Below are 26068 nucleotides of genomic sequence, written 5' to 3'. Positions count from 1 at the left end.
CCCCTCGCCCGGGGACCGGCGCTCGTTCTTGGTGACCGTGGCCGTGGCCCACCGCAGGCTGGGGCCGATCTCGTCGGCCACCACCTCGATCTTCGACCGCTTCTCGCCCTCCTGGTTCTCCCAGGAGCGCTGCTCCAGCCGGCCGGTGACGATCACGCGCGAGCCGCGCGAGAGCGACTCGCTGGCGTTCTCCGCCATCTCCCGCCAGCACACCACGTCGAAGAACGACGTGGCCTCCTGCCACTCGCCGCTCTGGCGGTCCTGCCACCGGCGGTTCACGGCCAGCCCGAACGAGGCCGTGGCCTGCCCGCTGGGCGTGAAGCGCAGCTCGGGATCGCGCGTGATGTTGCCGACCAGGGTGACGCTGTTGCCGTTGCTCATGGTCCTCAGCCCTCTTTCGTGCTCTCGCCGCCGTCGGTGGGGACCGCCGCCGCCGCCGTGGCCGACGACCGCGCAACGGCGCGGTTGGCCACGACATCGGGCAGGCGGATCACCTTGTGGCGGATGACCTCGTCGGTGAGGGAGAGCATCCGGTCCAGGTCGGCCATGGCCGAAGGCTCGGCCGACGCCTCGAGGAGGACGTAGAAGCCCTCCCAGCGGTGGTTCAGCTCGTACGCGAACCGGCGCTTGCCCCAGCGGTCGACCCGGCCCGGGTTGCCCCCGCCGGCCGAGATGACGCCGGTGGCCCGGTCGATCGTGGCCCGGATGACGTCCTCCTCCAGGCCGGCGTCGAGGATGACCATGACTTCGTAGGGCCGCAAGGGCCGCACCTCCCTCTGGACCCGGCGCCCCTGGCGCTCGGGGCCCCGGTCGGTCCGGGGCAGGGTCGCATTCGAAGTGGCCATCCTAGTCGACACCGGCGATCGCTCCATCTCGGCGAGAAGCCTGCCAGCCGGGTGTGACATCCACGTCGGGTCCGGGACACGTCCGGCCGGGACACGACCGGCGGTTCACTCCGTGCAGGGCCCGCCGACGCTCATGGTGGAGCCCGGTCCGATGCCGAGCCGGCCCAGCCCGCCCTGGAGCACTTCGAGGGCGACGCGGTACGGCGCCGGCGGCGGGTAGGTGGGACAGCCCTCCTGGTCGGGGCACGGCGCCATGTCGGTCGCGGAGACGAACCGGCCCTCGGCGTCGAACCAGGCGATGCTCAGCGGCACCGGCACGTTGCGCATGTAGAACGCCGACGTGGTGTCGGCGTCGAAGCGGAACAGCATCCCGTCGAAGCCGGCCAGGTCGCGCCGCCCCATCATCCCGCGGGCCCGCTGGGCCTCGGTGTCGGCGAGGAGGGCGCAGTAGCGGCCGGCCGGCGAGGCGGCTCCCGCCGGGGTCACCCGGAACGCCGTCTCCCCGTAGCCCGGGATGCCGCCGAGGACGGGGTCGGCGGGCCCGTCGGCGCCCACGAGGAGGAAGCCCGTCAGCGCCAGGACGGCCAGCAGCGCGACCGCCCAGCCCAGCCAGCGCCGGGCGCGCCTCGGGCCCTTGATGGAGTGGCGCCCCGGCATCAGGCCCGGGGCGGGGGCGGCGCGGTCACGCCGTCTTGCTAGCACCTCCGCCGAGACCGAGGGCGGCGGCGGCCGCCTCCCCCAGCTGGTAGCTCTCGGCGTCGGCGGGGAACCGGCCCGCCCGCACGTCGGCCGCGAACGCCGACACGGCGGCCACTCCTTCGGCCTTGAGCGAGGCGTACCGGCGCACGAACCGGGGCAGCACCCGGTCCTCCAGCCCGACCACGTCGTGGAACACCAGCACCTGGCCGTCGCACCACCGGCCGGCCCCGATGCCGATGGTGGGCACCTCCACCGCCTCGGTGACCAGCCGTGCCACCGGAGCGGGGACGCCTTCGAGCACGATGGCGAACACGCCGGCGGCGGCCAGCGCCCGGGCGTCGACGACCAGCGCGGCGGCGGCGCCGGTGTCCTTGCCCTGGACCCGGTAGCCGCCGGTGGCGTTCACCGACTGGGGCGTGAGGCCGAGGTGGCCCATGACCGGGATCTCGGCGTCGACCAGGGCCGAGACGACGGGCAGCCGCTTGCGGCCGCCCTCCAGCTTCACCGCCGCGGCGCCGGCCCGGACCAGCCGGCCGGCGTTGCGCACGGCATCCTCGGCACCGACGTGGTAGCTGAGCCACGGCAGGTCGGCGACCACCAGGGCTCGGGGACCGGTACGGGCCACCGCCGCCGTGTGGTGCTCCATGTCGTCGACCGTCACCCGGAGGGTGTCCTCGTAGCCGAGCACGACCATGGCGACCGAGTCGCCGACCAGGATCAGGTCGACGCCCGCCTCGTCGGCGATGCGGGCGGACGGTGCGTCGTAGGCCGTCACCATCACCAGGGGCGAGGCGCCGGCCTCGCCCTTGCGGGCCCGCACGGCGGGGACGGTGACCGCGGTCGGTCGTGTCGGCATGGCGAACCTCCTTGACCGTCCAGCGCGCGGAGGCTGCCGGCGGCACCCCCAGTGTGGCACGCCGGGTATCGTCCGGCGCGTGGAGCGCGTCTGCGAGCGGTGCGCCGGGGAGGACGACGACCTGGTGCTCGTCCGGGCGCCGGCCGCCACCGCCGGCGACGTGCCCGGTGGCCCGGAGCTGTGGTGCTTCGAATGCCGGTCGACGGCCGACCACGTGGCCCTCGACGAGGGGTGAGCGGGCCGGCGCCGAGCGGGCCTCGAACCTGTCGCGGGAACGACTCGCATCCGGGTCGTTCCCGCCACAGGTCGGGCGGCGGGGGCGGAGCCGCCTACTTTACTTAGGGGCGGCCGCTGCCCAGCCCCAGCAGGCCCGCCGTCGTGCTCGTCGTGTCCGGCACCCTGGCGGCCGCCACCGCCGTGGTGGGCGGGGACGCCTCGACGTCCGTCGTCGGGGGCGCGGCCTGGACCGCCGAGGTGGGCGGCGTCGTGGTCGACGACGTGGTAGTCGTCGGCAACAGCACGCCCGAGGGTGGCTTGACGGGCCTGCCCCGGCCCAGCTCGGCGGCCGGGAAGCCGCCGGCGTCGACGCCCTTGGTGGCCTCCGACATGAAGCGGCGGAACAGCACGGCCGGGAACGAGCCGCCGTTCACCTTGCGGCCGCGCACGTTGTCCATCTTGCGGACGTTGCCCTCGGGGAACCCCATCCACACGGCGGTGGTGAGCGTGGGCGTGTAGCCGACGAACCAGGCGTCGCCGAAGTCCTGGGTCGTCCCCGTCTTGCCCGCCACCGGCCTGCCGATCCTGGCCTGCGTCCCCGACCCCGACTGCACGACCTGCTGGAGGGCGTGGGTGACCACGTCGGCGACGCCGCGGTCCAGGACCCGGCGACGAACGGGCGCCTGGGCGGGCCGGAGGATGTGGCCGCTGGCGCTGACGACGTCCAGGATCACGGTCGGCTCCACGTGGACGCCGCGGTTGGCGAAGGTGGAGAAGGCACTGGCCATCTCCAGGACCGACACCTCGGACGTCCCGAGAGCCAGCGAGATGTTCTCCACCAGCGGCGAGCGGATGCCGGCCTGGTGGGCCAGCTCGGCCACCCTGGCCGAGCCGACCACCTTGATCAGCTGGGCGTAGACGGTGTTCACCGAGTTCCTGGTGGCGTCGACCAGGCTCACCGACTCGCCGAAGTCGGCGTCTTCGAAGTTCTTGACCACGTAGTCCTTCCCCTGGTTGGCCTTGGGAAAGGTGACCTCGGGCGGGCCCGGGAGCGGCGCCCGCGGGCTGTAGCCGTCGCGCACGGCGGTGGCGAGCACGAACGGCTTGAACGTGGACCCCGGCTGGCGCCCGGTGCCGCCGCCGTCGCGGCCCACGGCCAGGTTCACCTTGGCGAAGGCGTCCGGGGCGTTCCAGTCCCGGCCGCCCACCATCGCCTTGACGTAGCCGTTCTCGTCGATCGCCACCAGGGCGGCCGCCGGGTCGTCGGGCCGGTCGAGGTAGCCGTAGACCGCGTCGTAGGCCTGGACCTGGAGGTTCAGGTCGAGCGTCGTCCGCACCCGGAGCCCGCCCGAGTACAGCGCGCTCCGCCCGTACTGCTGCTCGAGCTGGCGTCGTACGAACTCGACGAAGTACTGGGTCCCCTTCTCGGGGCGGGCGAACGTGGTCTCGGCCCGGCCCCGCTCGATGACGTACGAGGTCACCGGCTCCTTCTCCGCCTCGGCCCGCTGGCGGCCGTCGATCGCACCCACGTCCTCCATCGCCGCCAGGATGCGGGCCCGCCGGGCGGCGGCCGCCTCGGGTGCCTTCGCGGCGTCGGCCACCTCGGGGAGGCGGATGAGACCGGCCAGGTAGGCGGCCTCCCGCAGGCCGATCTCGGTCACGTCCTTGCCGAAGTACGACCGCGACGCCGCCTGCACGCCGTACGCGCCGCGCCCCAGGTAGATGGTGTTCAGGTAGCGCTCCAGGATCTCGCGCTTGTCGTACCGGCGCTCCAGCTTGACCGCCAGCACCGCCTCCTTGAGCTTGCGCATCAGGGTGCGCTCGCTGGTGAGGTAGACGTTCTTGACGTACTGCTGGGTGATGGTCGAGCCGCCCTGGAGCGCCCTGCCCCGCACGTCGGCCCAGGTCGCCCGGGCGATGCCGACGGGGTCTATGCCGGCGTGGTCGAAGAATTCGCGGTCCTCGGCGGCGAGCACGGCGTCCACCAGGACCTGCGGGACCTGCTCCAGCTCGACCTTGACCCGGTTCTCACCGCTGTCCAGCGAGGCCAGCCGGGCGCCGTTGACGTCGGTGATGATGGTGGTCTGGTCCTGGGGCACCTCGGGCGGCAGCGGCACCCGCACCAGCAGGTACGCCGAGCCCGACAGCGCGGTGAAGGCGAGCAGGGTGACGAGGAACAGGAGGCGCCGGTAGCGCCAGACCCAGCTCCGGCGCGCCACCACCGGCGGGCGGCGGCTGGTGGGATGGGGAGAGGGCATACGGGCTCCCGGGGAGCCACGCTGGTCCGAGCCCCCCACGGCTGGGCAAGGTTACCGCCGGCCCGCCGTTCCGCCCCGGCCGGCCGGCGGGCGGCGCCCGCCCGGCGGGCGCACCACCACGACGGGCACGGTGTCGGTGGCCGCGTCGTCGTCCGCAGCCCGCTGGGCCGGGACGGCGCCGGGCTCGGCCTCCTCGGCGGCGGGCTGCGGCTCCTCGGCGGCGGGTACCGGGGCAGGCCGGGAACGCCGTGGCCCGGCACCCGGTCGAGGCGGTCGGGCGGCGGGAGCCGGGGCGACCGGGACGACGGGCGCGGCGGGTTCGGGCGCCGGCGCCGAGCCTGCGGGGCTGGGCGGCGCAGCCGGAGGCGCCGTGCCCCCGTCGGGCGCCGGGCCGGCGTCTCCTCGAGCCGACGGCGCCGCGTCCCCACCTCGGCGTCGCGGCGGCCAGGGGCGGCGGGACGTGGGAAGGGGGGGCGCAGCCGGAGCAGCCGGCGGGCGGCGGCGCGGCCAGTGACGGCGGGCGTGGGCGCGGCGCAACGGCACCGGCCGACCGGTCGGCGGCGGCGGCTCGACGACGTCGTCGACGGGCACGCCCCCGACGGCGGCCGCGCCGGTCACCAGGAGGGCCAGGAGCGCGACGGCCGCCGCCACGGCCACGCCGCGGTCGTAGGGGCCGAGCCCGTCGCCGCCCGCCCATCGCCACGTTCCCGGCACCACCACCAACCACGCCCCGAGGACGAGGGCGGGAAGGACGGCGCCGTCGGCCACGGGCAGGGACCAACGCTCGCCCGGGCGCCCGGCGAGGGCGACCGCCACGCCGGCCGCGCCGGCGACCAGGGCGGCGCCGGCGAACCCCCCGCCGGGCGGCACCTCGGCGGCGGCGAGGGCAGCCGCGCCGGGCAGGCCGAGGACGACCGCCGCCCGCCCGGGTACCGCCAGCCCGAGAAGGGCGCCCGCCGCCAGCAGGCCCCACGCCGGTGCGACGGGGACGGCCGCCGCCGCCACGGCCAGCGCGGCGAGGGCGACCGACGGCCGCTCGGCGACCAGGACGGCCGCCGCCACGGCCAGCGCGGCCCCCAGCACGGACGCAGCGCCCGGCGTCGCCAAGGCGGCGGCAGCCGTCGCCACGACCACGGCGGGCGCAGCCAGAGGCCAAACCCGGTCGGGCCCCCGGGCAACGCCGACCACCAACACGGCGCCTCCGGCGAGGGCGAGGGCGAGGTCGGCTGCGCCGTCGCCGGGGAGCACCCACCCCCCGGCCGAGAGGCGGGCGGCGACCAGGGAGGCGAGCAGGGCCGCGCACCCTCCGGCCACGGCGCGCGCCTCGATCTCGACGACGGCGAACACGGCGAGGGCGGCGGCCAGCGGCGCCGTGTGCCCGGCCGACGCGCCAGCGACGGCGATGGGCAGCAACGCCAGCACGGCGAACGCCGCCCCCGCGCTCCCGGGCGCCCGAGGACGCCACGACGCCCCGACCAGGGCGGCGGTGCCGGCGGCGGCCGCCGCCCCCGAGGCCGTCGTGCCGACGGGTGAGCCGTCGCCTCCGGCCACCGCCACGAGCACCCAGGCGCCGGTGGCCAGCGCGCCCGCCGCCGGCCAACCGGGGCCGGTGCCAGCCGCACCGGCCCGCTCCACCAGCCGGGCGAGACGCGGTCGCCGCTCCACCACCTGGCCGAGGCGGCGCCACCCGCCACCGAGCCGGGGAGGGCGACGCCACCCGCCACCGACCCGGGCAGGGCGCCGCTGTTCGCCACCGACCCGGGGAGGCTCGGAGGCGACGTCGGTCACCCGAGCACCGCCAGCACGAGGGCGGCGCCCCCGGCGACCACCGCGGCTGGCCTGGCCGTCCCGGGTGCCAGGCGCCGGCCCACCGCCACGGTGACGGCGACGCCGGCGGCGGCGGCCCCCAGGCGCAGGGCGACGTCGGCAGGACCACCCGCCGTCCCGGCGACGGCGAGGGCCGCCGTCGACCCGAAGGCGACGGCGGGCCACCACCCGGGCGGGGCGGAGAGCACGAGGGCGGCGGCCGCCGACCACGACGCGGCGACCTCGGCGGGCGACCCGAGCGTCGCGCCGGGGCCGAGCACCGACTGGGCACCGGAGATGGCGTCGAGCGACGTCGAGCCCCAGCGCACGGCCAGCGCCAGGAGGGCGGCAGCTGCCGCAGCCCCGGCCCGCACGTCGGCGGCGACGAGCGCCAGCAGGCAGGCGAGCAAGACCACCTCGCCCGACGACGTGAGCGCCAGCGCCGCCGCCGCGGCCGCCGCGCCCAGGCGCAGCGGCCCGGCGATCAGCCCGACCTCGTCCGCCTCCGGCCCGCCACGTACGTCCGCGCCAGGTGGTTCCACGAGCACCCCGTGCACACCTCCACCACGTAGCACGCCACCTCGCCGGCGCGGCGGGTGAGCTTGGCCAGCTCGGCCGCCCCCTGGAACGCGGCGCCGCCCGGCGGAAGGTGCGACCCGAACGCGTACGCCACGTGCACCAGCTCGAGCTCCTCGCAGATCGGGCACTGCTGCCCGCCCGGCGTTCCCATGCCCCTGGCCGCCCGCAGCAGCTCGGGGTGGGCGTCGCACACGTCCAGCCTGGACAGCCGACCGCGATGGAACTCCTTGATGACGAAGTTCCGCGCCATGCGGTAGTCGATCTGCCCGGGGAGCGCCGCACCACCGGGGGCACCGCGCACGGCGTCGGGGCGGAAGCTCACGGCGACCCAGGGTAGCGGCGCTTCCCCACAGCGCCCGCCCGCGGCGAGGCGACGTGCGCGCCCGCCGCCCGCCGTGCTGCGTTATGCTCGTACCGATATATCGGACCGATACATCGAGGACACCGGGACGAACGTGTTGGAACTGGCGGTACTGGGATTGCTCAAGGAGCAGGAGCTCCACGGCTACGAGCTCAAGAAGCGGCTGAGCAGCGTGCTCGGCCCCCTCTCGAGCGTCTCGTTCGGCTCGCTCTACCCGACCCTCGCCAAGCTGGAGGCGGCCGGCGCCGTCAAGGCGGTGGAGGCCAACCCCGTGCCCCTCGCCCCCATCCCGATGACCGGCTCCCTGGGCGGCGAGCTGCTCGCCTTCCGGGCCCGCCGGGCCGCCGCCCGCACCACCCGCGGGAGCCGGGGCAAGAAGGTCTACGGCATCACCGAGCGGGGGGAGGAGCTGTTCGCCGAGCTCCTCCTCACCGACTCCAACTCCGGCGACGACGACCGGGCGTTCAACCTGCGCCTGGCCTTCGCCCGCTACCTGCCCGCCGACGCCCGCCTCGGGCTGTTCGAACGGCGGCGGGCCCTGCTCGTGGAGCGCCTCGCCCGCGCCCGGGACGCCATCCGGGCCAGCCGGGAGCGCCTCGACGCCTACACCCGCTCCCTGCTGGAGCACGGAACCGAGGCCACCGAGCGTGACATCTCGTGGCTCGACCAACTCATCGCCGCCGAGCGGCAGGAGGATCCCAAGTGAGGAACACCGTCAAGGTCGCCATAGCGGGCGTCGGCAACTGCGCCAGCTCGCTGGTCCAGGGCGTCGAGTACTACCGCTCGGCCGACCCCAACGACACCGTCCCCGGGCTCATGCACGTCGAGCTGGGCGGCTACCACGTGGGCAACGTCGAGTTCGTCGCCGCCTTCGACGTCGACGCCGCCAAGGTCGGCCTCGACCTGGGCAAGGCGGTCTTCGCCGGCCAGAACAACACCATCCGGTTCTCGCCCGTCGGCGAGCTGGGCGTCACCGTGCAGCGGGGCCCCACCCTCGACGGCCTCGGGAAGTACTACCGGGCGACGGTCGAGGAGTCGCCGGCCGAGCCGGTGGACGTCACCGAGGCGCTCCGGGCCTCCGGCGCCGACGTCCTGGTGGCCTACCTGCCCGTCGGGTCGGAGGCCGCCCAGAAGCACTACGCCCAAGCCTGCATCGACGCCAAGGTGGCCTTCGTGAACGCCATCCCGGTGTTCATCGCCAGCGATCCGGAGTGGGCCCGCCGCTTCGAGGAGGCGGGTGTCCCCATCGTGGGCGACGACATCAAGAGCCAGGTCGGCGCCACCATCGTGCACCGCCTGCTGGCCCGCCTGTTCGAGGACCGGGGCATGGTCCTCGACCGGACCTACCAGCTCAACGTGGGCGGGAACATGGACTTCAAGAACATGCTCGAGCGCGAGCGCCTGGAGTCCAAGAAGATCTCCAAGACCCAGTCGGTCACCTCGCAGCTGGACAACGGCATCGCCGCCGACGACGTGCACATCGGCCCCTCCGACCACGTCGCCTGGCTGGAGGACCGCAAGTGGGCCTACATCCGCCTCGAGGGCCGGAACTTCGGTGACGTGCCCCTGAACGTGGAGCTCAAGCTGGAGGTCTGGGACTCGCCCAACTCGGCGGGCGTCATCATCGACGCCGTCCGCTGCGCCAAGCTCGCCCTCGACCGCGGCATCGGCGGCCCGCTGCTCGGCCCGTCGGCGTACTTCATGAAGTCGCCGCCCGTCCAGTACCGCGACGAGCTGGCCCACCGCATGGTCGAGGAGTTCGCCGCCGGCTCCGGCGACTGATCCGCCGTCGCGCCGTCAGCGCACCTCCACCCGCAGGGGGCGGTGGTCGCTGACCGGCGCCGCGTCCAGCACCGTCGCCCGCTCGATGTCGAGGCCCTGGGCGGCCACGTGGTCGATGCGCAGGAACGGCCGGGCCGCCGGGTAGGTCGCACCGGCCGTGGGCGCCACCGAGTACCCGGCGCGCTCGAGGGCGGGCACCGCGACGTCAGGGCGCAGGTTGAGGTCGCCCACGACCAGGCGCGGCAGGGGCCGGGTGCCCAGCGCCCCGAGCACCACGGCCAGCTGGACGGAAGCGTCGCCGCCGTCGGTGGACAGGTGGGTGGCGGCCACCGACAGGGCGCGGTCGCCCACTTCGACGCGCGCCAGCACGGCGACGCGCGGCTCTCGCCCCACCGCCCGGGGGAGGGCGATGGTCGCGACGTCGACCAGGCGGCCCCGGGCGAGCAGCGCGTTCCCGTAGCGGGCCCACGGGCCGAGCCGGCGGGCGGCGCCGAACACCCCCGCCATGCCGGCCGTCCGCGCCACCTCGGCCGCCTGGTCGGCCCGGCCCGACCGCCGCACCCGGTGGTCGACCTCCTGGAGGGCGAGCACGTCGGCGTCGAGGCCGGCGCAGTACCGGGCGAGCGCCGCCGTGTCCACCCGCCCTGCCGGCGTGCGCCCGTGCTGGATGTTGAAGGTGACGATCCTCATGGGGCGGCCACAGCTGTAGCAACATTCCCCCGTGCCCTCGGACAACGTCGCCGCGTGGGACCAGTACGCAGCCGTCTACGAGGAGCGGGCCCGCCCTCCCACCGACGTGGTGCAGTACGGGGCCGACATCGGCACCGAGGCCGAGCTGCGCCTCCTGGGCGACCTCACGCGCAAGCGGGTCCTCGACCTGGGCTGCGGCGCCGCCCAGAACTCGATCGCCTTCGCCAAGCAGGGCGCCATCGCCATCGGGGTCGACAGCTCGGCGGAGATGCTGGCCATCGCCCGGCGCCTGTGCGACCGCGAGGAGGTCCGGGTGGAACTGCGCCAGGGCGACATGGCCGACCTGGCCTTCCTACGGGCCGACTCGATCGACCTGGCCTTCAGCTCCTGCGCCTTCGGCTTCGTGGAGGACCTGAGCCGGGTCTTCCGCCAGGTGCACCGCGTGCTGCGCACCGGCGCGCCGCTGGTGTTCTCGATGCCCCATCCCGCCTACCACATGATCGACGGCGACGACCCCGAGCAGCCGCCGCGCGTGCGGCGCTCGTACTTCGACCGCTCCCCCATCGAGCACGCCCGCCACGGCGTCACCTTCACCATCCACCACCACACCATCGGCGACCTCCACACCGCCCTCACCCGGGCCAGCTACTCGGTCGACACCATCCTCGAGCCCCAGCCGTCGACCAGCGGGCCCCGCAGCGAGATGTGGCAGGAGGCGTTCCGCTACGTCCCCCGCACCCTGGTCGTGCGGGCCCGGAAGCTGGGCAACTGACGGCTCCGCCGCGTCGGGTACCGTCCCCCGCGTGGGCGAGCGGCTCGTGCTCTGGGACGTCGACGGCACCCTCCTACGCAGCAACGGCGTGGCGCAGCGGGCGTTCGACGTCGCCGCCGAGCACGTCCTCGGCCGCCCGCCGGGCGAGCACGAGGTCCGCATGAGCGGGAAGACCGATCCGCTCATCGCCCTGGAGATCCTGCTCTTCGCCGGCCTGTCCGAGGAGGAGGCCCACGAGCGGCTCCCCGAGGTGGTCGAGCGGCTGGAGACCGAGCTGGCCGAGGCGCGCGAGCTGGTGCGGGAGCAGGGCCACGTGATGCCCGGCGTGGAGACGGTGCTGGCCGAGCTGCACGACGACCCGGGCGTCGTCCAGTCGGTGCTCACCGGCAACACGGCGGCGAACGCGGCGGTGAAGCTGGAGGCGTTCGCCCTGGACCGCTGGCTCGACGTGGAGGTGGGCGCCTTCGGCAGCGACGACTCGGACCGCGAGCAGCTCGTCCCCATCGCCTTGGACCGCGTCCGCCGCCTGCGGGGCCGGGACCTCGGGCCCGAGGACGTCTGGGTGGTGGGCGACACGCCGCGCGACCTGGCCTGCGCCCGCGCCGGCGGCGCCCGGTGCCTGCTGGTGGCCACGGGCCGCTACTCGCTCGACGAGCTGGAGGCGGAGGACGCCGACGAGCTCCTGCCCGACCTCACCGACACCGACCGGGTGCTGAAGCTGCTCCGCTCCTGAGGGACCGTTCGCCGCCGCGGTCAGCGAGCCTCGGGCTGGTCCGCCCACCAGGCGTCGAGGCGGCGGAGGGCCTCCTCCTCGCCCAACGGCCCCTCCTCGATGCGCAGCTCCAGGAGGTGGTCGAGGGCGCGGCCGACGGCGGGCCCGGGCGGGATGCCGAGGTGCTCCATGACGCGGCGGCCGTCGACGTCCGGCCGCAGGCGGGCCAGCTCCTCCTCCTCCTGCAACCGCTCGATGCGCGCCTCCAGCTCGTCCATGCGCCGGGCCAGGGTGCGGGCCCTCGCCTCGTTGCGGGTCGTGCAGTCGCAGCGGGTGAGCTCGTTGAGCTCCTCCAGCAGCGGCCCGGCGTCGCGCACGTAGCGGCGCACGGCGCTGTCGGTCCACCCGCCGTCGCCGTCCCGGTACCCGTGGAAGCGCAGGTGCAGCTCCACCAGCCGGGTGACGGCGGCGATGTCCTCGTTGGAGTAGCGCAGGGCCTTCATGCGCTCGCGGGTCATGCGCGCCCCCACCACCTCGTGGTGGTGGAACGACACGCCGCCCGGCCCGAACGCCCGCGTGCGGGGCTTGCCCACGTCGTGGAACAGGGCGGCCAGGCGGACCAGGCGGTGCGAGGGGCGCACCTTCTCCACCACCGCGAAGGTGTGCTCGAGCACGTCCTTGTGGCGGTGGACGGGGTCCTGCTCGAGGGCCATTCCCGACAGCTCGGGCAGGAAGTGGTCGGCCAGGCCGGTGGACACCAGGAACCGCAGGCCGGCGGTGGGGTGCTCGACCGTCACCAGCTTGTCGAGCTCGTCGCGGATGCGCTCGGCGGAGACGATCTCCAGGCGGTCGCGGAGCTTCTCGACGGCGGCGACCACGTCGGGCTCGGGCCTCAGGCCGTAACCGGCGATGAACCGGGCGGCCCGCAGCATGCGCAGGGGGTCGTCGCCGAACGACTCCACCGGGGGCAGCGGCGTGCGCAGCCGGCCGTCGGCCAGGTCGCCGATGCCGCCGAAGGGGTCGACCAGCTCCATGCCCGGGAGGCGCAGGGCCATGGCGTTGACCGTGAAGTCGCGCCGGGACAGGTCGGCCTCCACCGCATCGGCGAACTCGACCTCGGGCTTGCGCGACTCCGGCACGTACGCCTCGGCGCGGTGGGTCGTGATCTCGTAGCGGCGGCCGTCGCGCTCCACGCCGATGGTGCCGAACCGCTCGCCCTGGTCCCACAGGGCGTCGGCGCCCGGGCGAACCAGCCGCTTGATCTCCGGGGGCCGGGCGTCGGTGGTCAGGTCGATGTCGGCCTGCGGCGCCAGGCGGTTCAGCACCGCGTCGCGCACCACGCCGCCGACGAGGTACAGGTTGTGGCCAGCCGCCGCGAAGCGCTCGGCGAACCACGCCGTCTCGTCGATCAGCGGCTGGAGCCGCTCGGGGATCACCGGTCGAGGGTAGTAGGTGCCGGTCCCGCCACCTCCGGCGGTTCCCGCCCGCCGGATCAGGCCGGGATGAGCCCGGCCTGCTGGAGCGAGATGCGGAAGTCGTGCGGGTTGGACGCCGACGCCATGGCGCTGCGCAGGTCGACCTGGCCGTTCTTGAACAGGTTGAACAGGCTCTGGTCGAAGGTCTGCATCCCGTAGTACTCGCCGTCGGCGATGATCTCCTCGATCGAGTCGTTGTCGCCCTGGTCGGGGTCGACGATGCGGTCGAAGATGCGGCCCGTGTTCACCAGGACCTCCACGGACGGCACCCGTCCCTTGTGGTCGGACCGCTCCAGGAGGCGCTGGCTGACCACGCCCCTGAGCGACGACGCCAGCGACAGGCGCACCTGCTTCTGCTGGAACGGCGGGAAGAAGTCGACGATGCGGTTCACCGTCTCCACCGCGTTGGTGGTGTGCAGCGTGGAGAGCACGAGGTGCCCGGTCTCGGCGGCGGCCAGGGCCGCCCACACCGTCTCGGGGTCGCGCATCTCCCCGATGAAGATGACGTCGGGGTCCTGGCGCAGCACCCGGCGCATGGCCGTGGCGTAGTCCTTGGTGTCGGTCCCGATCTCCCGCTGGTTGACCAGCGCCCGCTTGTCGGTGTGGAGGACCTCGATGGGGTCCTCGACGGTGACGACGTTCACCGACTTCGTCTCGTTGATGTGGTCGATCATCGCCGCGATGGTCGTCGTCTTCCCCGAGCCGGTGGGCCCGGTGACCAGCACCATGCCCCGTTGCTCCTCGGCCAGGCGCCGCACCACCGGCGGCAGCCCGAGGGCCTCGAACGACGGGATCCCGGGCAGGACGCGCCGGAACACCAGGCCCACGGCCCCCCGCTGGCGGAACACGTTCACGCGGAAGCGGCCCAGGTCGGGCATGCCCAGGGCGAAGTCGGCCTCGGAGCCGGCCACGAACTCGTCGGCCCGGTCGCGCGGCATGACGGCGAACGCCATGCGCTCGCTGTCGGCGGCGGTGACCGGGTCGAAGGGAGCGGGCAGCAGGTAGCCGTCCACCCGGACGTGGGGCGGCGAGCCGACCTTCACGTGGAGGTCCGACCCGGAATGGGCGACGGTGTAGCGGAGGAGCTCGTCGAGGTCCAGCATCATCGGAGCATCGGCATCCCGCCATCCGACCCTGAGGGCCCGTCATGCGCCGGCACGGGCCCGCTCGGTAACCTCCACCTGCCGTGGGCGCGCACCTGGACGTCATCCGCTGGGGCCGGGAGCGGGTGCGCACCGGCCCGTGGCGCGGCAACGCGGGCATCGCCTACCTGAGCCCCCTGCCCGACGCCCCCGTCCCGTCGGTCGTGTTCGTGCGGCGCTGCCTCGACCAGCTGGCGGCCAAGGGCTGTCGCCGGGTCATCACCTCGGCTCTGGCGCCGGCCGAGCAGGTGGGCTTCCTGGCCGCCGGGTTCGACGTCCACGAGCGCCTGCACCTCCTCGCCCACGACCTGCGCCGGGTCCCCCGGGCCGACGTCTCCGCCCTGCGCCGGGCCGTCCCCGGTGACCACCCGGCCGTGCTCGACGTGGACGCCCGGGCCTTCCCGGGGTTCTGGCGGATCGACGACGCCGCCCTGGGCGACGCCCTGACGGCCACGCCCAACAGCCGCTTCCGCGTCGCCGCTCCGGGCGGAGTCGTCGTCGGCTACGCCGTCACCGGCCGGGCCGGGCGGCGCGGCTTCCTCCAGCGGCTGGCCGTCGACCCGGCGTGCCAGCGCCAGGGCCTCGGGCGGGCGCTCGCCGTCGACGCCCTGCGCTGGCTGCGCCGGTGGCGGGTCGAGCAGGCCGTCGTCAACACCCAGGTCGGCAACGAGGCCGCCCTGGCGCTCTACGAGAGCCTCGGCTTCCGCCGCGAGCCGGCCGGGCTGTGCGTGCTGACCTTCTCGCTGGAGCCCCGCCTGGTGCCGCCGGCGGCGGAGCCGGCGGCCGCCCGCGCCGTCTCCCGCCCCCGCCCGGGACCGGCCACCCGATGAGGCGCGGGCGACGGGCCGGCGCCGCAGCCGCCGCCGTGCTGGCCGTGCTGGCCGGGCTGGCCGGCGTCCTCCCCGGCGTCGGTGTGGGCCGGGCCGGGGCCCAGGACTCGGGCAGCGTCCTCCGCCTCGCCTCCCAGACGCCGTGGGTCGGCCCCGGCGAGGAGCTCGTCCTCCGCCTCGACGTCACCACCGCCGAGGAGCCGGCCGACGTCGAGCTGGCCGTGGGCGTCTACCGGCGGGCCCGCAACCGGTCGGAGTTCGCCCAGAGCCTCCAGGACGGCCCCCGCGGCAACCCGATCACGGTGGTGCCGCCCGCGCCCCTGTCGGAGCTGGCCACCGACGCGGCGGGGGCGTTCGTCGTCCGCCTCCCGGTCCAGGACCCGGGCCAGCCGCCCGACCCGGCGCGGCTGCGGCTGGCCGCCGAGGGCGTGTACCCGGTGCGGGTGGAGCTGCGGGAGGCGGGCGGGGGCGCCACCCTGGCCGGCCTCGTCACCCACCTCGTCTACACGCGTCCGCCCCAGCCCGGCGGCTTCCCGGTGGAGGTCGCCCTCGTGCTCCCCGTGCACGCGGCCCTGGCCCTCCAGCCCGACGGCACGCGGTCGCTGAACCGCAGGGACGCCGACGCCGTCGGCGCCCTGGCCCGGTCCCTCGAGGCCCAGCCCGGCGTCCCCGTCACGCTCGTCCCCACCCCGGAGACGCTGGACGCCCTCGACGCCAGCACCCGCCCCGAGGACCGGGAGACCCTTGCCGCGCTGCGGCGCGGCCTGGCCGGCCGCCAGGTGGTCGCCAGCCCCTACGTCCCCCTCGCCCTCCCCGCCTTCGAGCGCCCCGGCCTGGCCGCCGAGCTGGCCGCCCAGCTCGACCGCGGCAGCCAGGTCGTCGAGCGGACGCTCGGCCGCCGGCCCGACCCCCGCACGTGGGTCTCCGAGGACCGCCTGGACGAGCGGTCGGTGGTGCGGCTCCGCCAGCAGCAGGTGGACCGCCTGGTGCTGGCGGAGGAGGCGTTCGAGCCGGTGGACATGCCCGTCACCCTGGCCCAGCCCTTCGAGCTGGAGACGCGAGGCGTCCGGCGGCCCTCGGCCCTGGCCGGCGACGCCGGCCTGGCCGGCCACTTCGGGCCCGCCACCGACCCCGTGCTGGCCGCCCACCGCCTCCTGGCCGACCTGGCCGTGGTCCACCAGGACCACCCCAGCCGGGCCCGGGGCGTGGTGGTCGTGGTCCCGCGGACGTGGCGCCCCAACCGGGCGTTCCTCGACAGCCTCCTCGCCGGCCTCTCGGCGGCCACCGTCGTGTCGGCGTCGAAGGTCGAGACGGTGTTCACCGACGTCGGCCCGATGGTCACCACGCGCGGCGCCCCCCTCGTCCGCCGCCTGCGGCCGCTCGCCGACCCACCCACGCTGCCCGCCGACGACCTCCAGTCGGCCCGCCGCCGGCTGGTGGCGTTCGCCAGCATGCTCACCCCCGACAACACCCTGGACGAGGAGATCGAGGAGCTCCTCCTGGTGGCCGGGGGGGCGGGGCTGCGCCCGGGGCGGCGCCAGGCCTACCTGGACGGGGTCGAGGCCGGCATCCGGGCGCAGACCTCGACCGTGCAGGTCCCCGACCACCGCTCCATCACCCTCACCGCCCGGACCGGTGAGATCCCCGTCACCGTCCTGAGCGGCGCCGGCTACCCGTTGAGCGTCCGGATCCGGGTGGAGAGCGACAAGCTCGACTTCCCCCGGGGGGCGGTGCGGGCGGTGGACCTCAGCCGCCGGAGCACCACCGAGCGGTTCTCCGTCCGGGCCCGCACGTCCGGCTCGTTCCCGCTGCGGGTGAGCCTCGTGTCGCCCGACGGCGCCCTCGTCCTCGGGAGCAGCCGCTTCACCGTCCGCTCGACGGCGGCCTCGGGGGTGGGCGTCGTGCTCTCCGTCGGCGCGGGCACGTTCCTCCTGCTGTGGTGGGGGCGCCACCTGGTCCGGGGCCGCCGCAACCGGCGCCTGGTCCCTGCGTGAGGCCGGGGCGCACCCCGATCGACGACGACGGCGCGGAGGGCGACGGGAGGGGCCGACGGGGCCGGGCAGCGCCCACCTTCGCCCGCAGCACCGCCGTCATGGCCGTCGGCACCCTCTTGTCGAGGGTCACCGGGTTCGGCCGCCTGGTCGCGCTGGCCTACGCCATGGGGTTCACCCGGCTCACCGACAGCTACGACCTGGCCAACGTCACGCCCAACATCGTCTACGAGCTGATCCTGGGCGGCATCCTCTCGGCCACCCTCCTGCCCGTGTTCGTCGACCTGCTCGCCACCGAGGACGAGGACGAGGCGTGGCGGGCGGTGTCCGCCGTGGTCACCACCGCCGCCGTCGTGCTCGTCGCCGTCACCGGCATCTTCGTGGTGGTCGCCCCGCTGCTGGTGCGCCTCTACACGATCGGGAACGACACCGCCTCCCTCGGCGCCCAGCGCGAGGTCGCCACCAGCCTCCTGCGGATGTTCGCCCCCCAGGTCGCCTTGTACGGCATGGTCGCCCTCACCACCGCCGTCCTCCATGCCCGCCGCCGCTTCGCCGCCCCGATGTTCGCCCCCGTGCTCAACAACCTGGTGGTCATCGGCGTCCTCCTCGCCCTCCCCTCCGTCGCCGACGAGGTGTCGCTGGCCGCCGTCCGCGACGACACCGGGGCGCAGCTCCTCCTCGGCCTCGGCACCACGGCCGGCGTGGCGGCCATGGCCGCGGCCCTGCTGCCGTCGCTGCGGCGCTCGGGTGCCCGCCTGCGACCGGTGTGGGCGCCCCGCCACCCCGCCGTCACCACCATCGTCCGCCTGTCGGGCTGGACGTTCGGGTACGTGCTCGCCAACCAGGTGGCCCTCACGGTCGTGCTGGTCCTGGCCAACGGGGACGCCGGGGACGTGGCCGCCTACCGGGCGGCGATGATCTTCTTCCTCCTCCCCCACGGCGTGTTCGCCGTCTCCATCGCCACCGCCCTCCAGCCCGACCTGGCCGAGCGGTGGGCCCTGGAGGACCGCCGCGGCTTCGGGCGCCACGTCGGGCGCGGTCTGCGCACGATCGCGGCGATCGCGGTACCCGCGGCCGTGGGCCTGGTGTGCCTGGCCCGGCCCGTCGTCGGCGTCGCCCTCGAACACGGCGCATTGGGCTCAGGGTCCGCCTCGCGGACTGCCGATGTGCTGGTCATGCTCGCCCTCGGCCTCCCCGGCTTCAGCACCTACTACTTCTTGATGCGCTGCTACCAGGCGATGCAGGACACCCGCTCCATGTTCGTCCTGTACCTGGGGGAGAACGGGGTGAACATCGTCCTCGCCCTCGCCCTCTACCCCGCCCTCGGCGTCCACGGGCTGGGCCTGGCGTACGCGGCGGCGTACACGATCGGCTCCGCCATGGCCCTGGCCCGCCTCCGGAGGGAAACGGGCGCCGTCGACCTGGGCGGCGTGGTCCGCACCTGGGTGCGCATCGCCGTCGCCAGCGCGGCGATGGCGGCCGTCGTGCTGGCCGTCGCCGCCGTCGTCGGGCCCGCCCTGCTGCGGGTCGGGGTCGCCGTACCGGCCGGTGTTACCGTGTACCTCGTCGTCGCTCGACGCCTCGGTGTCCAGGAGCTGTCGGGGCTCGCGCGGATCCGGAGGGGCGTGGCGTGATCACCGGGTGGCTGTCGAAGATCGTCATCGGCATCGCGCTCGTCGGCTTCCTGGCGGTCGAGCTGATCTCCCCCGTCGCCGTCCGCGCCCAGCTCGACGGCGTCGCCCACGACGCGGCCGACAACGCCGTCCTCCACCTCCTCGACCATCCCGACGAGGTCGAGCAGGCACGCCTCATCGCCGACGACATCGCCAAGGAGAAGGACGCCGCGCTCACCTTCTTCGACGTCGGGACCAACGGCGTCACGGTTACCGTGGAGCGCGAAGCGCGGTCCTTCCTGTTGAAGAAGGTGGAGCAGCTCGAATCCTGGTACGACGTGGAGGTCACCGCGTCCGCCGCCAGAGTGAGGAGATAGACCGACCGTGCCCGGGGTCCACATCGTCAGCGACACCGCATCCGACCTCCCCCCCGATCTGGCGGCGGCCAACGGGATCGAGCTGGTCCCGTTGACCGTTCGGTTCGGCGCCGAGGAGCTGGTCGACCGCCGGGACCTCACCTCCGAGGACTTCTGGGCCCGGGTCGCCTCGTCGCCCGGGTTGCCGGAGACGGCCGCACCGTCGCCGGGGGCGTTCGAGGAGGCGTACCGCCGGGCCGCCGGCGCCGGTGCCGAGGGGGTGGTCTGCGTCACCATCTCGTCGAGCCTGTCGGCCACCTACGAGGCCGCCCGCCTGGCCGCCGGTGCCGCCGGCGCCGACGTCCCCGTCCGCGTCGTCGACTCGCGCGCCGTGTCCATGGCCGAGGGCACGGTGGCGTTGGCGGCCGCCCGCGCCGCGGCCGCCGGCAAGTCGCTGGACGACGCGGCCGCGGCCGCCGAGGCGATGGTGCCGCTCACCCGCACCTACGCGGCGCTGGACACCCTGGAGAACCTCCGCAAGGGCGGCCGCATCGGTGCCGCCCAGGCGTTCCTCGGGTCCGTGCTGTCCATCAAGCCGGTCATCGAGGTCACGGGCGGCAAGGTCGAGCCGGAGTCCAAGCAGCGCACGAGGGGCCGGTCCCTGCGCTACCTGGCCGACAAGGTCCGCCAGGACGCCCCGGTCGAGAACCTCTCCGTGATGCACGGCCGCGCCCCCGACGTCGCCGAGCTGGTCTCCCTCCTGGCCGAGTTCCACCCCCGCGACCAGATCACCGTGGCCGAGATCGGCGCCGTCATCGGCACCCACGCCGGGCCCCGGGTCATCGGTGTGACCTACTCCGTCCCCGGGTAGGTCCGGCCCGCCGTACCCGTACCCGTGCCCGACCCGCAATCCCTGCTCGACCGTGTCCTCGTCGGCCGCTACCGCGCCGTGCGGCTGATCGCGCGCGGGGGGATGGCCGAGGTCTGGGAGGGCTACGACGACGTCCTCGCCCGGCCCGTGGCCATCAAGGTCCTCCACCCCCACCTGGCCGCCGACGAGGCGTTCGTCGAGCGGTTCCGGCGCGAGGCCATCGCCGCCGCCCGCCTGGCCCACCCGAGCATCGTCGCCACCTTCGACACCGGCACCGACGGCGACGTCACCTTCATCGTGATGGAGCTGGTCCGGGGCAGGACGCTCCGCGACGCGATCAAGGAGGCGGGCACGCTGCCGCCCGCCGTCGCCGTGCCCATCGCCGCCGAGGTCGCCGACGCCCTCGAGCACGCCCACCAGGCGGGCCTGGTGCACCGCGACGTCAAGCCGGCCAACATCCTGCTGTCCGAGCACCAGGGCGAGACCGCCCCCCTGCTGCGGGTGAAGGTGGCCGACTTCGGGATCGCCAAGCTGGCGGTGCCTCCCGACACGGCGGGCGCCGACCTCACCCAGACGGGCGCCGTCGTCGGAACGGCCCGCTACCTGTCGCCCGAGCAGGTCCAGGGCCAGACGCCGGACGCCCGCTCCGACGTCTACGCCCTCGGCGTCGTCCTCTACGAGATGCTGTGCGGCCGCCCGCCGTTCCAGGCCGAGACCGAGCTCGCCACCGCCGTGCTCCACGTCCGGCAGGCGCCACCGGGGCTGCGGAGCGTCGCCCGCCAGGTGCCCGAGGACCTGGAGGCGGTCGTCCTCCAGGCCCTGGCCAAGGATCCCGGCGCCCGGTTCCAGTCCGCCGCCGCCCTGCGCCGGGCCCTGCTCAGCGTCGACCTCGACACGCCGGCCGCCCGGGCGGGCGCCGAGGACGACGCCGTGCCGCAGGTCGTCCGCGACCCCACGCCGCCAGCCGGCGTCCCCGTCGTGCCCCGGGAGCCCACCCCCAGCCGGGCGCCCGCCGTCGTCGTGGCCGTCCTCGTCGTCGTGGCCGCCGCGGTGGTGGCCTTCGTCGCCCGCGACGGGGGCGACGGGCGCACCGGAGGCGGGGGCACGTCGGAGGGCCGCGGCGTGCAGATCGCCTCGGTCCGGTCGTTCGACCCCGAGGGCCGGGACGGCGAGGAGAACGAGCCGCGGGCGCCGCTCGCCGCCGACGGCAACCCGGCCACGGCATGGAGCACGGACCGCTACAACACGCGCCAGTTCGGCGGCCTCAAGCCGGGTGTCGGCCTGGTGCTCCAGCTCGCCTCTCCCACCGGCCTGGGCCGGCTGGCCGTCACCTCGGCCACGTCCGACTGGGCCGCCTCGGTGTACGTGGCCGACCAGCCGGCCGACCAGCTGGCCGGCTGGGGCGAGCCGGTGACCAGCCGCAGCGGCATCCCGGGCGACGCCGAGTTCGACCTCGACGGCCGCGAGGGAGGCGCCGTGCTCCTGTGGATCACCGATCCCGGCCCCGGGCGCCAGGCCAGCGTCTCCGAGGTCTCCGTCACCGCCTCGTAGCGCGCCTCGTCGGTACGCTGGCGCCCATCGACGAGGGCCGCGGCGACCGGGAGCTGGCGGAGGCGGCGCAGGCCGGCGATCGGGGCGCCCTCGACACCCTCCTTCGTCGCCACCTGGACCGCCTCCACGGGCTGTGCCGTCGCCTCCTCGGGTCCGACGCCGACGCCGACGACGCCACCCAGGAGGCGCTGGTCGCCATCGCCAGGGGGCTCGGCGCCGGACGGTTCGACGGCCGCTCGTCGTTCGGCACGTGGGCGTACCGCGTGACCACCAACGCCTGCCTGGACGAGCTCCGCCGCCGCGGCCGGCGACCGGGCGCCACCAGCGACGAGGACCTGGAGCGGGCCCTCAGCGCCACGACCCTCCCCGCCGGGTGCGACGGCCCGGGCGGCGGGCCCGACGCCGTCGCCGGCCGCCTCGACGTGGAGGCCGCCCTCCGCCGCCTGCCCCTCGACTTCCGCGCCCCCGTCGTCCTGCGGGACCTGTGCGGCCTCGACTACGCCGAGATCGCCGACGTCCTCGCCATCCCGCCGGGGACCGTCCGCTCCCGGATCGCCCGCGGCCGGGCCGCCCTCGTCCCCCTGCTGGGGAACCCGGCGCCCCCCGCCGACCGTCCAACTCCACGCCCATGACCCAGCACCATCCCGACGACGAGCTGCTCAGCGCCGCCCTGGACGGCGAGCCGGAGCCCGCCACGGTCGCCCACCTGGGCGGCTGCGACGCCTGCCTCGCCCGCCTCGACGCCCTCGACCGCGTCCGCCGGGCGGTGGGCACCGGCCCCGGGGCGACGCCGGCCGACGTCGCCGACCGGGCGCTGGGCGCGGCGGCCGCCGCCTGGGCCGGCGAGCAGGCGGCCGCCCTAGTGGCGGTGCCGGAGCCGGAGCGGGAGCCGGCCGCCGGGGGTCCCGCCCCCACGCCGCCCCGGCCCGGGCCCGCAGGGGGCGACGGCACCGCCCGGGGCGACGACAACGTGGTGCCGCTGCCCCGCCGCCCCGACCGGCGCACCTTCCCCCCGTGGGCGCTCGGGGCGGTGGCCGCCCTGGTGGCGGTGCTCCTCGCCGTGCCCATGGTGCTCGACGACGACTCCGACACCGGGCAACGGACGGCGTCGGCGCCGGCCGGTGACGCGGCCGGGAACACCCCGTCGCTCGACGCCGGCGTCGTCGAAGGCGGCGAGCTGGGCTCGCTCTCCGACCCGGCCGCGCTGCGCGAGCAACTCCTGCGGGCCGTCCCCGGGGCGGTGGCCCAGAAGGCGCCGGCGCCCCCTGGCGCCGACGAGGCGGCGGACACGCTGGCGGCGCCGGCGCCCGAAGCCGCGGCCCGCAACGCCGGCGGCGCGGGGGCGGCGGCCACGGCGTGCCGGGCCGAGGTCCGCGCCGAGTTCGGCGGGCGCCTCGGTGCCCTCCTCTACGCCGCCAGCCTGCGCTGGCAGGACACCGACGCCGTCGTGCTCGCCTACCGCCTGGCCGACACGTCGGCGCCCGGGCCCGACCACCTCGCGGTGGTCATCGCACGCGACGACTGCCGCCTGCTCGCCTCGCAGGGCTTCTGACCCACACGGCGGCGGCGGCGGCGGCCAGGGCGACACCCACCCAGGCCAGTCCCGGGACGAAGGACCAGTCCTCGTCCGGCCCCGTCGACAGCCACGCCCCCCACGTCATGCCGGCCGACGCCAGGACGGCACAGGCGCCGGCCATGGCCGGGTCGCGGCTCTTGGCCACCGCCGTAACCAGCTCGGCCAGGATCAGGCCGAACAGCGCGCCCGCCACCAGCGGGGTCGGGCCGTCCAGCTGGTACTCGCCGAGGATCACCGCCCCGAACGCGGCGGCCACCGCCCCGACGGCCACGGCGAGGAGTCGGCGCACGGCCGGCAAGGGTAGTGTGCGGCTGTGGCCCAGCCGGGAGAGTCCCCCAGTGCGGCGCCCGCGGGGAACGACTGGAGCGTCCAGGCGGCCGACACGATCGAGCGGTTCGTCGGCACCGTCCGCGACAAGACGTCCGTCCCCCTCACCACGGTCGCCCGAGCCCTCGTGTTCGGCCTCGTGGCCGCCGTCATGGGGCTCACCACGCTGGCGTTCGTGACCATCGCCGCCGTCCGCCTGCTCAACGTCGTCCTCCCGGGCGACGTATGGGCGGCGTACCTCGTGGTCGGTGGAATCTTCACCGTCGTGGGGTTGTTCCTGCTGCGCAGGGCGACGTCGGACAAGTCGTCGAGGGAGAACGCGTGAGCACCGGGGTGCGGGACGTCCTGATCATCGGCTCGGGGCCGGCCGGGCTGACGGCCGCCATCTACACCGCCCGAGCCAACCTCCGGCCCCTGGTCATCGAGGGGGAGATCTCCTCCACCGGCGACCAGCCGGGCGGCCAGCTCATGCTCACGACCGAGGTGGAGAACTACCCGGGGTTCCCGGACGGGATCCAGGGGCCCGACCTCATGAAGAACTTCCGGGCCCAGGCGGCCCGGTTCGGCGCCGACTTCGTCACCGCCAAGGTGACCCGCGTCGACCTGTCCGAACGCCCTTTCCGGGCCTGGACGGGCGACGAGGAGTACCGGGCCCGGGCCGTGATCGTCTCCACCGGGGCGCGCGCCCTCATGCTGGACCTCCCGAGCGAGCAGCGCCTGCTCGGCTACGGCGTCTCCACCTGCGCCACCTGCGACGGCTTCTTCTTCCGCGACGAGGAGATCGCCGTGGTCGGCGGCGGAGACTCCGCCCTCGAGGAGGCGATCTTCCTCACCAAGTTCGCCAGCAAGGTCACCGTCATCCACCGCCGCAAGCAGCTCCGGGCGTCGAAGATCATGCAGGACCGGGCCTTCAAGAACCCCAAGGTCGAGTTCCTGTGGGACTCGGTGGTCACCGAGGTCCTGGGCGACCGGGCCGTCGAGGGCGTCAGGCTCCGCAACGTGGTCACCGACGAGGAGTCGACGCTCCCGATCGCCGGCCTGTTCGTCGCCATCGGGCACGTGCCCAACACCAGCCTGTTCGAGGGCCAGCTGGAGATGCGCGACGACGGCTACCTGGTCACCCGGGAGGGCTCGGCCCGCACCGACGTCGAGGGCGTCTTCGCCTGCGGCGACGTGCAGGACTCCACCTACCGCCAGGCCGTCACCGCCGCCGGGTCGGGGTGCATGGCCGCCATCGACGCCGAACGCTGGCTGGAGACGCAGGCCGACGTCGAGGACGAGGTCGCGGCGACTCCCACCAACTGGTAGCCCGCGTCTCCCTTCCCCTTCTCCCCATTCCCGCTCCTCCAGGAGGTCCCCCGCCGTGGCGGCCAACATCGCCGAACTGACCGACTCCACCTTCGACGAGGAGGTGGCGGGCGCGTCCGAGCCCCTGCTCGTCGACTTCTGGGCGGAGTGGTGCGCGCCGTGCAAGATGATCACGCCCATCCTCGAGGAGATCGCCGCCGAGCACGCCGGCAGGATCCGGGTCGCCAAGCTCAACGTCGACGACAACATCGGGGTGGCCCGCCGGTTCGAGGTCATGAGCATCCCCACCCTCATCCTGTTCAAGGACGGCGCTCCCCAGCTGCGGCTGGTGGGCGCCAAGGGCAAGGGCCAGCTGGTCCAGGAGCTCGAGGAATTCCTGTAGAGGGCCTGCCCCTGGCTGCCGGCGACCGAGGGGAGCCCGTCCGCGACCTCCAGCAGCGCCTCGGCGGCGTCGGGCACGCCGCCTCGGGCGACGAGCCGGGGCACTTCGGCCGGCGCACGGAGGCGGCCGTCCGCGGGTTCCAGGCGGCGCGGGGCCTGCGCGTCGACGGGACGTGCGGCGCCCAGACCTGGGCTGCCCTCGTCGAGGCCGGGTACCGCCTGGGCGACCGCCTCCTCTACCTGCGCCAGCCCATGCTGCGGGGCGACGACGTCGCCTCCCTACAGCGCCGCCTCGGGGCGCTCGGGTTCGACGCCGGGCGCATCGACGGGATCTTCGGGCCGGCCACCGAGCGGGCCCTGACCGAGTTCCAGCGCAACGCCGGCCTGGTCGTCGACGGCGTGTGCGGGCCGGGGACGATCGAGACGTTCGAGCGGTTCGGGACCCAGGTCGGCGACCGCCAGCCCGTCGCCGCCGTCCGCGAGCTCGAGATGCTGCGCCAGGCCCCCCGGACCCTCCAGGGGCGGCGGGTCGTGCTGGGCGACGGCGGCGGGCTCCATGCCGTGGTGAGCGCCACCGAGCGGGTGCTCAAGGAATGGGGTGCCGACGTCACCGTCGTCCACCACCCCGACCAGTCCGAGCAGGCGGCCGAGGCCAACGCCGCCGGAGGCGACGTCTTCCTCGGCCTGCGCCTCGACCCGGCGAGCGACGGCTGCTCGGCAGCGCACTACGCCGGCCACCGCTACGAGTCGCCGGGCGGGAGGCGGCTGGCCGACCTGGTCCAGGCCACCGTGCCGGCGGCGGTGGGCATCGCCGACAAGGGGGTCCGGGGCATGGCCATCCCCCTCCTCAAGGAGACGCGGATGCCGGCGGTGGTGTGCGAGCTGGGGCCCCCCGCAGCCGTGGTCGCCGCCACCGCCGCCCTGGCCGACGCCCTGGGAGCGGTGCTGGCCGCCTGGGCCGCCGCGCCGGTCGACGAGACGTAGCCTCCGCAACCTCGTCCACAACCTCATGCACAGGTTGTGGACGACCCTCGACGTCCCCCGACCTCCACGTCCGGTCCGGGGTGGTTC

General features: G+C 75.3%; 29 protein-coding genes. 17 read left to right on the top strand and 12 right to left on the bottom strand.

The genetic code is table 11. The annotated features are described in order from the left end of the window. The 4 genes from ssb to panB form a co-directional block, all read right to left on the bottom strand. On the bottom strand, positions 1-381 hold a 381-nt coding region (gene ssb / locus VM242_00350; GenBank protein ID HVM03598.1), incomplete at its 3' end, for a single-stranded DNA-binding protein. A 5-nt stretch (positions 382-386) separates the two neighbouring features. Next, positions 387-761 (bottom strand): 30S ribosomal protein S6, encoded by a 375-nt coding sequence (gene rpsF / locus VM242_00345; GenBank protein ID HVM03597.1) that lies wholly within the window; start codon positions 759-761, stop codon positions 387-389. Between the two features lie 189 nt (positions 762-950). Then, positions 951-1502: a DUF192 domain-containing protein gene (locus VM242_00340; GenBank protein ID HVM03596.1), complete on the bottom strand. Its 552-nt coding sequence runs from the start codon at positions 1500-1502 to the stop codon at positions 951-953. 25 nt (positions 1503-1527) lie between these two features. Next, positions 1528-2400, bottom strand: a complete 873-nt coding sequence (panB, locus tag VM242_00335) for a 3-methyl-2-oxobutanoate hydroxymethyltransferase (GenBank protein ID HVM03595.1) — start codon at positions 2398-2400, stop codon at positions 1528-1530. Between the two features lie 79 nt (positions 2401-2479). Here panB and VM242_00330 point away from each other — a divergent pair, with 79 nt between their 5' ends. Continuing rightward, positions 2480-2635 carry a hypothetical protein gene (locus tag VM242_00330; protein HVM03594.1) on the top strand — a complete coding sequence of 52 codons (156 nt, stop codon included), beginning with the start codon at positions 2480-2482 and terminating at the stop codon, positions 2633-2635. Positions 2636-2738: 103 nt separating this feature from the next. Here the strand turns inward: VM242_00330 and VM242_00325 are convergent, their stop codons facing one another. From VM242_00325 to VM242_00310, 4 genes are all read right to left on the bottom strand, one after another. After that, positions 2739-4874: a transglycosylase domain-containing protein gene (locus VM242_00325; GenBank protein HVM03593.1), complete on the bottom strand. Its 2136-nt coding sequence runs from the start codon at positions 4872-4874 to the stop codon at positions 2739-2741. Between the two features lie 51 nt (positions 4875-4925). Further along, complete coding sequence (locus VM242_00320) at positions 4926-6539, bottom strand: hypothetical protein (protein ID HVM03592.1); 1614 nt, start codon at positions 6537-6539, stop codon at positions 4926-4928. A 119-nt stretch (positions 6540-6658) separates the two neighbouring features. Continuing rightward, complete coding sequence (locus VM242_00315) at positions 6659-7222, bottom strand: hypothetical protein (protein HVM03591.1); 564 nt, start codon at positions 7220-7222, stop codon at positions 6659-6661. Continuing rightward, entirely contained in the window at positions 7165-7581 is a 417-nt protein-coding gene (locus VM242_00310) for a DUF5318 family protein (protein HVM03590.1), read from the bottom strand. The genes VM242_00315 and VM242_00310 overlap by 58 nt, the downstream gene beginning before the upstream one ends. Positions 7582-7717: 136 nt before the next feature. Here VM242_00310 and VM242_00305 point away from each other — a divergent pair, with 136 nt between their 5' ends. After that, positions 7718-8326, top strand: coding sequence for a PadR family transcriptional regulator (locus VM242_00305; GenBank protein HVM03589.1), 609 nt, complete (start codon positions 7718-7720; stop codon positions 8324-8326). Continuing rightward, entirely contained in the window at positions 8323-9402 is a 1080-nt protein-coding gene (locus tag VM242_00300) for an inositol-3-phosphate synthase (protein HVM03588.1), read from the top strand. Before VM242_00305 ends, VM242_00300 begins: the two co-directional genes overlap by 4 nt. A 15-nt stretch (positions 9403-9417) precedes the next feature. On the opposite strand, the gene VM242_00295 is transcribed toward VM242_00300, so the two are convergent. Beyond that, a complete protein-coding gene (locus VM242_00295) occupies positions 9418-10092 on the bottom strand; it encodes an endonuclease/exonuclease/phosphatase family protein (protein HVM03587.1) in 675 nt (224 codons plus the stop codon). A gap of 31 nt (positions 10093-10123) precedes the next feature. Between VM242_00295 and VM242_00290 the strand changes: the two genes are divergently transcribed. Together VM242_00290 and VM242_00285 are read left to right on the top strand one after the other, a co-directional pair. Beyond that, positions 10124-10864, top strand: a complete 741-nt coding sequence (locus VM242_00290) for a methyltransferase domain-containing protein (protein ID HVM03586.1) — start codon at positions 10124-10126, stop codon at positions 10862-10864. A 31-nt stretch (positions 10865-10895) separates the two neighbouring features. Beyond that, positions 10896-11597, top strand: a complete 702-nt coding sequence (locus VM242_00285; GenBank protein ID HVM03585.1) for a haloacid dehalogenase-like hydrolase — start codon at positions 10896-10898, stop codon at positions 11595-11597. Between the two features lie 20 nt (positions 11598-11617). Here the strand turns inward: VM242_00285 and VM242_00280 are convergent, their stop codons facing one another. Both VM242_00280 and VM242_00275 read right to left on the bottom strand, forming a co-directional pair. Beyond that, on the bottom strand, positions 11618-13012 hold the full coding sequence (locus VM242_00280) for a CCA tRNA nucleotidyltransferase (GenBank protein HVM03584.1): 1395 nt from the start codon (positions 13010-13012) through the stop codon (positions 11618-11620). A gap of 56 nt (positions 13013-13068) precedes the next feature. Continuing rightward, positions 13069-14154: a PilT/PilU family type 4a pilus ATPase gene (locus tag VM242_00275; protein HVM03583.1), complete on the bottom strand. Its 1086-nt coding sequence runs from the start codon at positions 14152-14154 to the stop codon at positions 13069-13071. Between the two features lie 83 nt (positions 14155-14237). Here VM242_00275 and VM242_00270 point away from each other — a divergent pair, with 83 nt between their 5' ends. From VM242_00270 to VM242_00235, 8 genes are read left to right on the top strand one after another with little or no spacing between them, the layout of a single operon-like run. Then, on the top strand, positions 14238-15023 hold the full coding sequence (locus VM242_00270; protein ID HVM03582.1) for a GNAT family N-acetyltransferase: 786 nt from the start codon (positions 14238-14240) through the stop codon (positions 15021-15023). Next, the gene (locus VM242_00265; protein HVM03581.1) at positions 15020-17017 is read left to right on the top strand and encodes a DUF6049 family protein; all 1998 of its coding nucleotides are present in this window, start codon (positions 15020-15022) and stop codon (positions 17015-17017) included. The genes VM242_00270 and VM242_00265 overlap by 4 nt, the downstream gene beginning before the upstream one ends. Next, on the top strand, positions 17014-18648 hold the full coding sequence (murJ, locus tag VM242_00260; protein HVM03580.1) for a murein biosynthesis integral membrane protein MurJ: 1635 nt from the start codon (positions 17014-17016) through the stop codon (positions 18646-18648). The genes VM242_00265 and murJ overlap by 4 nt, the downstream gene beginning before the upstream one ends. After that, the gene (locus VM242_00255) at positions 18645-19004 is read left to right on the top strand and encodes a hypothetical protein (GenBank protein HVM03579.1); all 360 of its coding nucleotides are present in this window, start codon (positions 18645-18647) and stop codon (positions 19002-19004) included. The genes murJ and VM242_00255 overlap by 4 nt, the downstream gene beginning before the upstream one ends. A gap of 7 nt (positions 19005-19011) precedes the next feature. Then, entirely contained in the window at positions 19012-19854 is an 843-nt protein-coding gene (locus tag VM242_00250) for a DegV family protein (protein HVM03578.1), read from the top strand. Positions 19855-19878: 24 nt separating this feature from the next. Beyond that, positions 19879-21405: a protein kinase gene (locus tag VM242_00245; GenBank protein ID HVM03577.1), complete on the top strand. Its 1527-nt coding sequence runs from the start codon at positions 19879-19881 to the stop codon at positions 21403-21405. Further along, entirely contained in the window at positions 21339-22037 is a 699-nt protein-coding gene (locus VM242_00240; GenBank protein ID HVM03576.1) for a sigma-70 family RNA polymerase sigma factor, read from the top strand. Before VM242_00245 ends, VM242_00240 begins: the two co-directional genes overlap by 67 nt. After that, complete coding sequence (locus VM242_00235) at positions 22034-22957, top strand: hypothetical protein (GenBank protein ID HVM03575.1); 924 nt, start codon at positions 22034-22036, stop codon at positions 22955-22957. Before VM242_00240 ends, VM242_00235 begins: the two co-directional genes overlap by 4 nt. On the opposite strand, the gene VM242_00230 is transcribed toward VM242_00235, so the two are convergent. Beyond that, the gene (locus VM242_00230) at positions 22911-23270 is read right to left on the bottom strand and encodes a hypothetical protein (protein ID HVM03574.1); all 360 of its coding nucleotides are present in this window, start codon (positions 23268-23270) and stop codon (positions 22911-22913) included. The two genes, VM242_00235 and VM242_00230, sit on opposite strands and share 47 nt — an antisense overlap. 24 nt (positions 23271-23294) lie before the next feature. Here VM242_00230 and VM242_00225 point away from each other — a divergent pair, with 24 nt between their 5' ends. The 4 genes from VM242_00225 (at position 23295) to VM242_00210 (ending at position 25981) form a co-directional block, all read left to right on the top strand. After that, a complete protein-coding gene (locus tag VM242_00225; GenBank protein HVM03573.1) occupies positions 23295-23633 on the top strand; it encodes a phage holin family protein in 339 nt (112 codons plus the stop codon). Then, on the top strand, positions 23630-24616 hold the full coding sequence (gene trxB / locus VM242_00220) for a thioredoxin-disulfide reductase (protein HVM03572.1): 987 nt from the start codon (positions 23630-23632) through the stop codon (positions 24614-24616). Before VM242_00225 ends, trxB begins: the two co-directional genes overlap by 4 nt. A gap of 55 nt (positions 24617-24671) precedes the next feature. After that, positions 24672-24998 (top strand): thioredoxin, encoded by a 327-nt coding sequence (gene trxA / locus VM242_00215; GenBank protein ID HVM03571.1) that lies wholly within the window; start codon positions 24672-24674, stop codon positions 24996-24998. Positions 24999-25249: 251 nt separating this feature from the next. Beyond that, positions 25250-25981 (top strand): peptidoglycan-binding protein, encoded by a 732-nt coding sequence (locus VM242_00210; protein HVM03570.1) that lies wholly within the window; start codon positions 25250-25252, stop codon positions 25979-25981. Positions 25982-26068 lie beyond the last annotated feature (87 nt).

This window comes from Acidimicrobiales bacterium (assembly GCA_035540975.1).
Taxonomy (GTDB): domain Bacteria; phylum Actinomycetota; class Acidimicrobiia; order Acidimicrobiales.
This window is presented reverse-complemented; position numbering and strand designations above follow the sequence as displayed.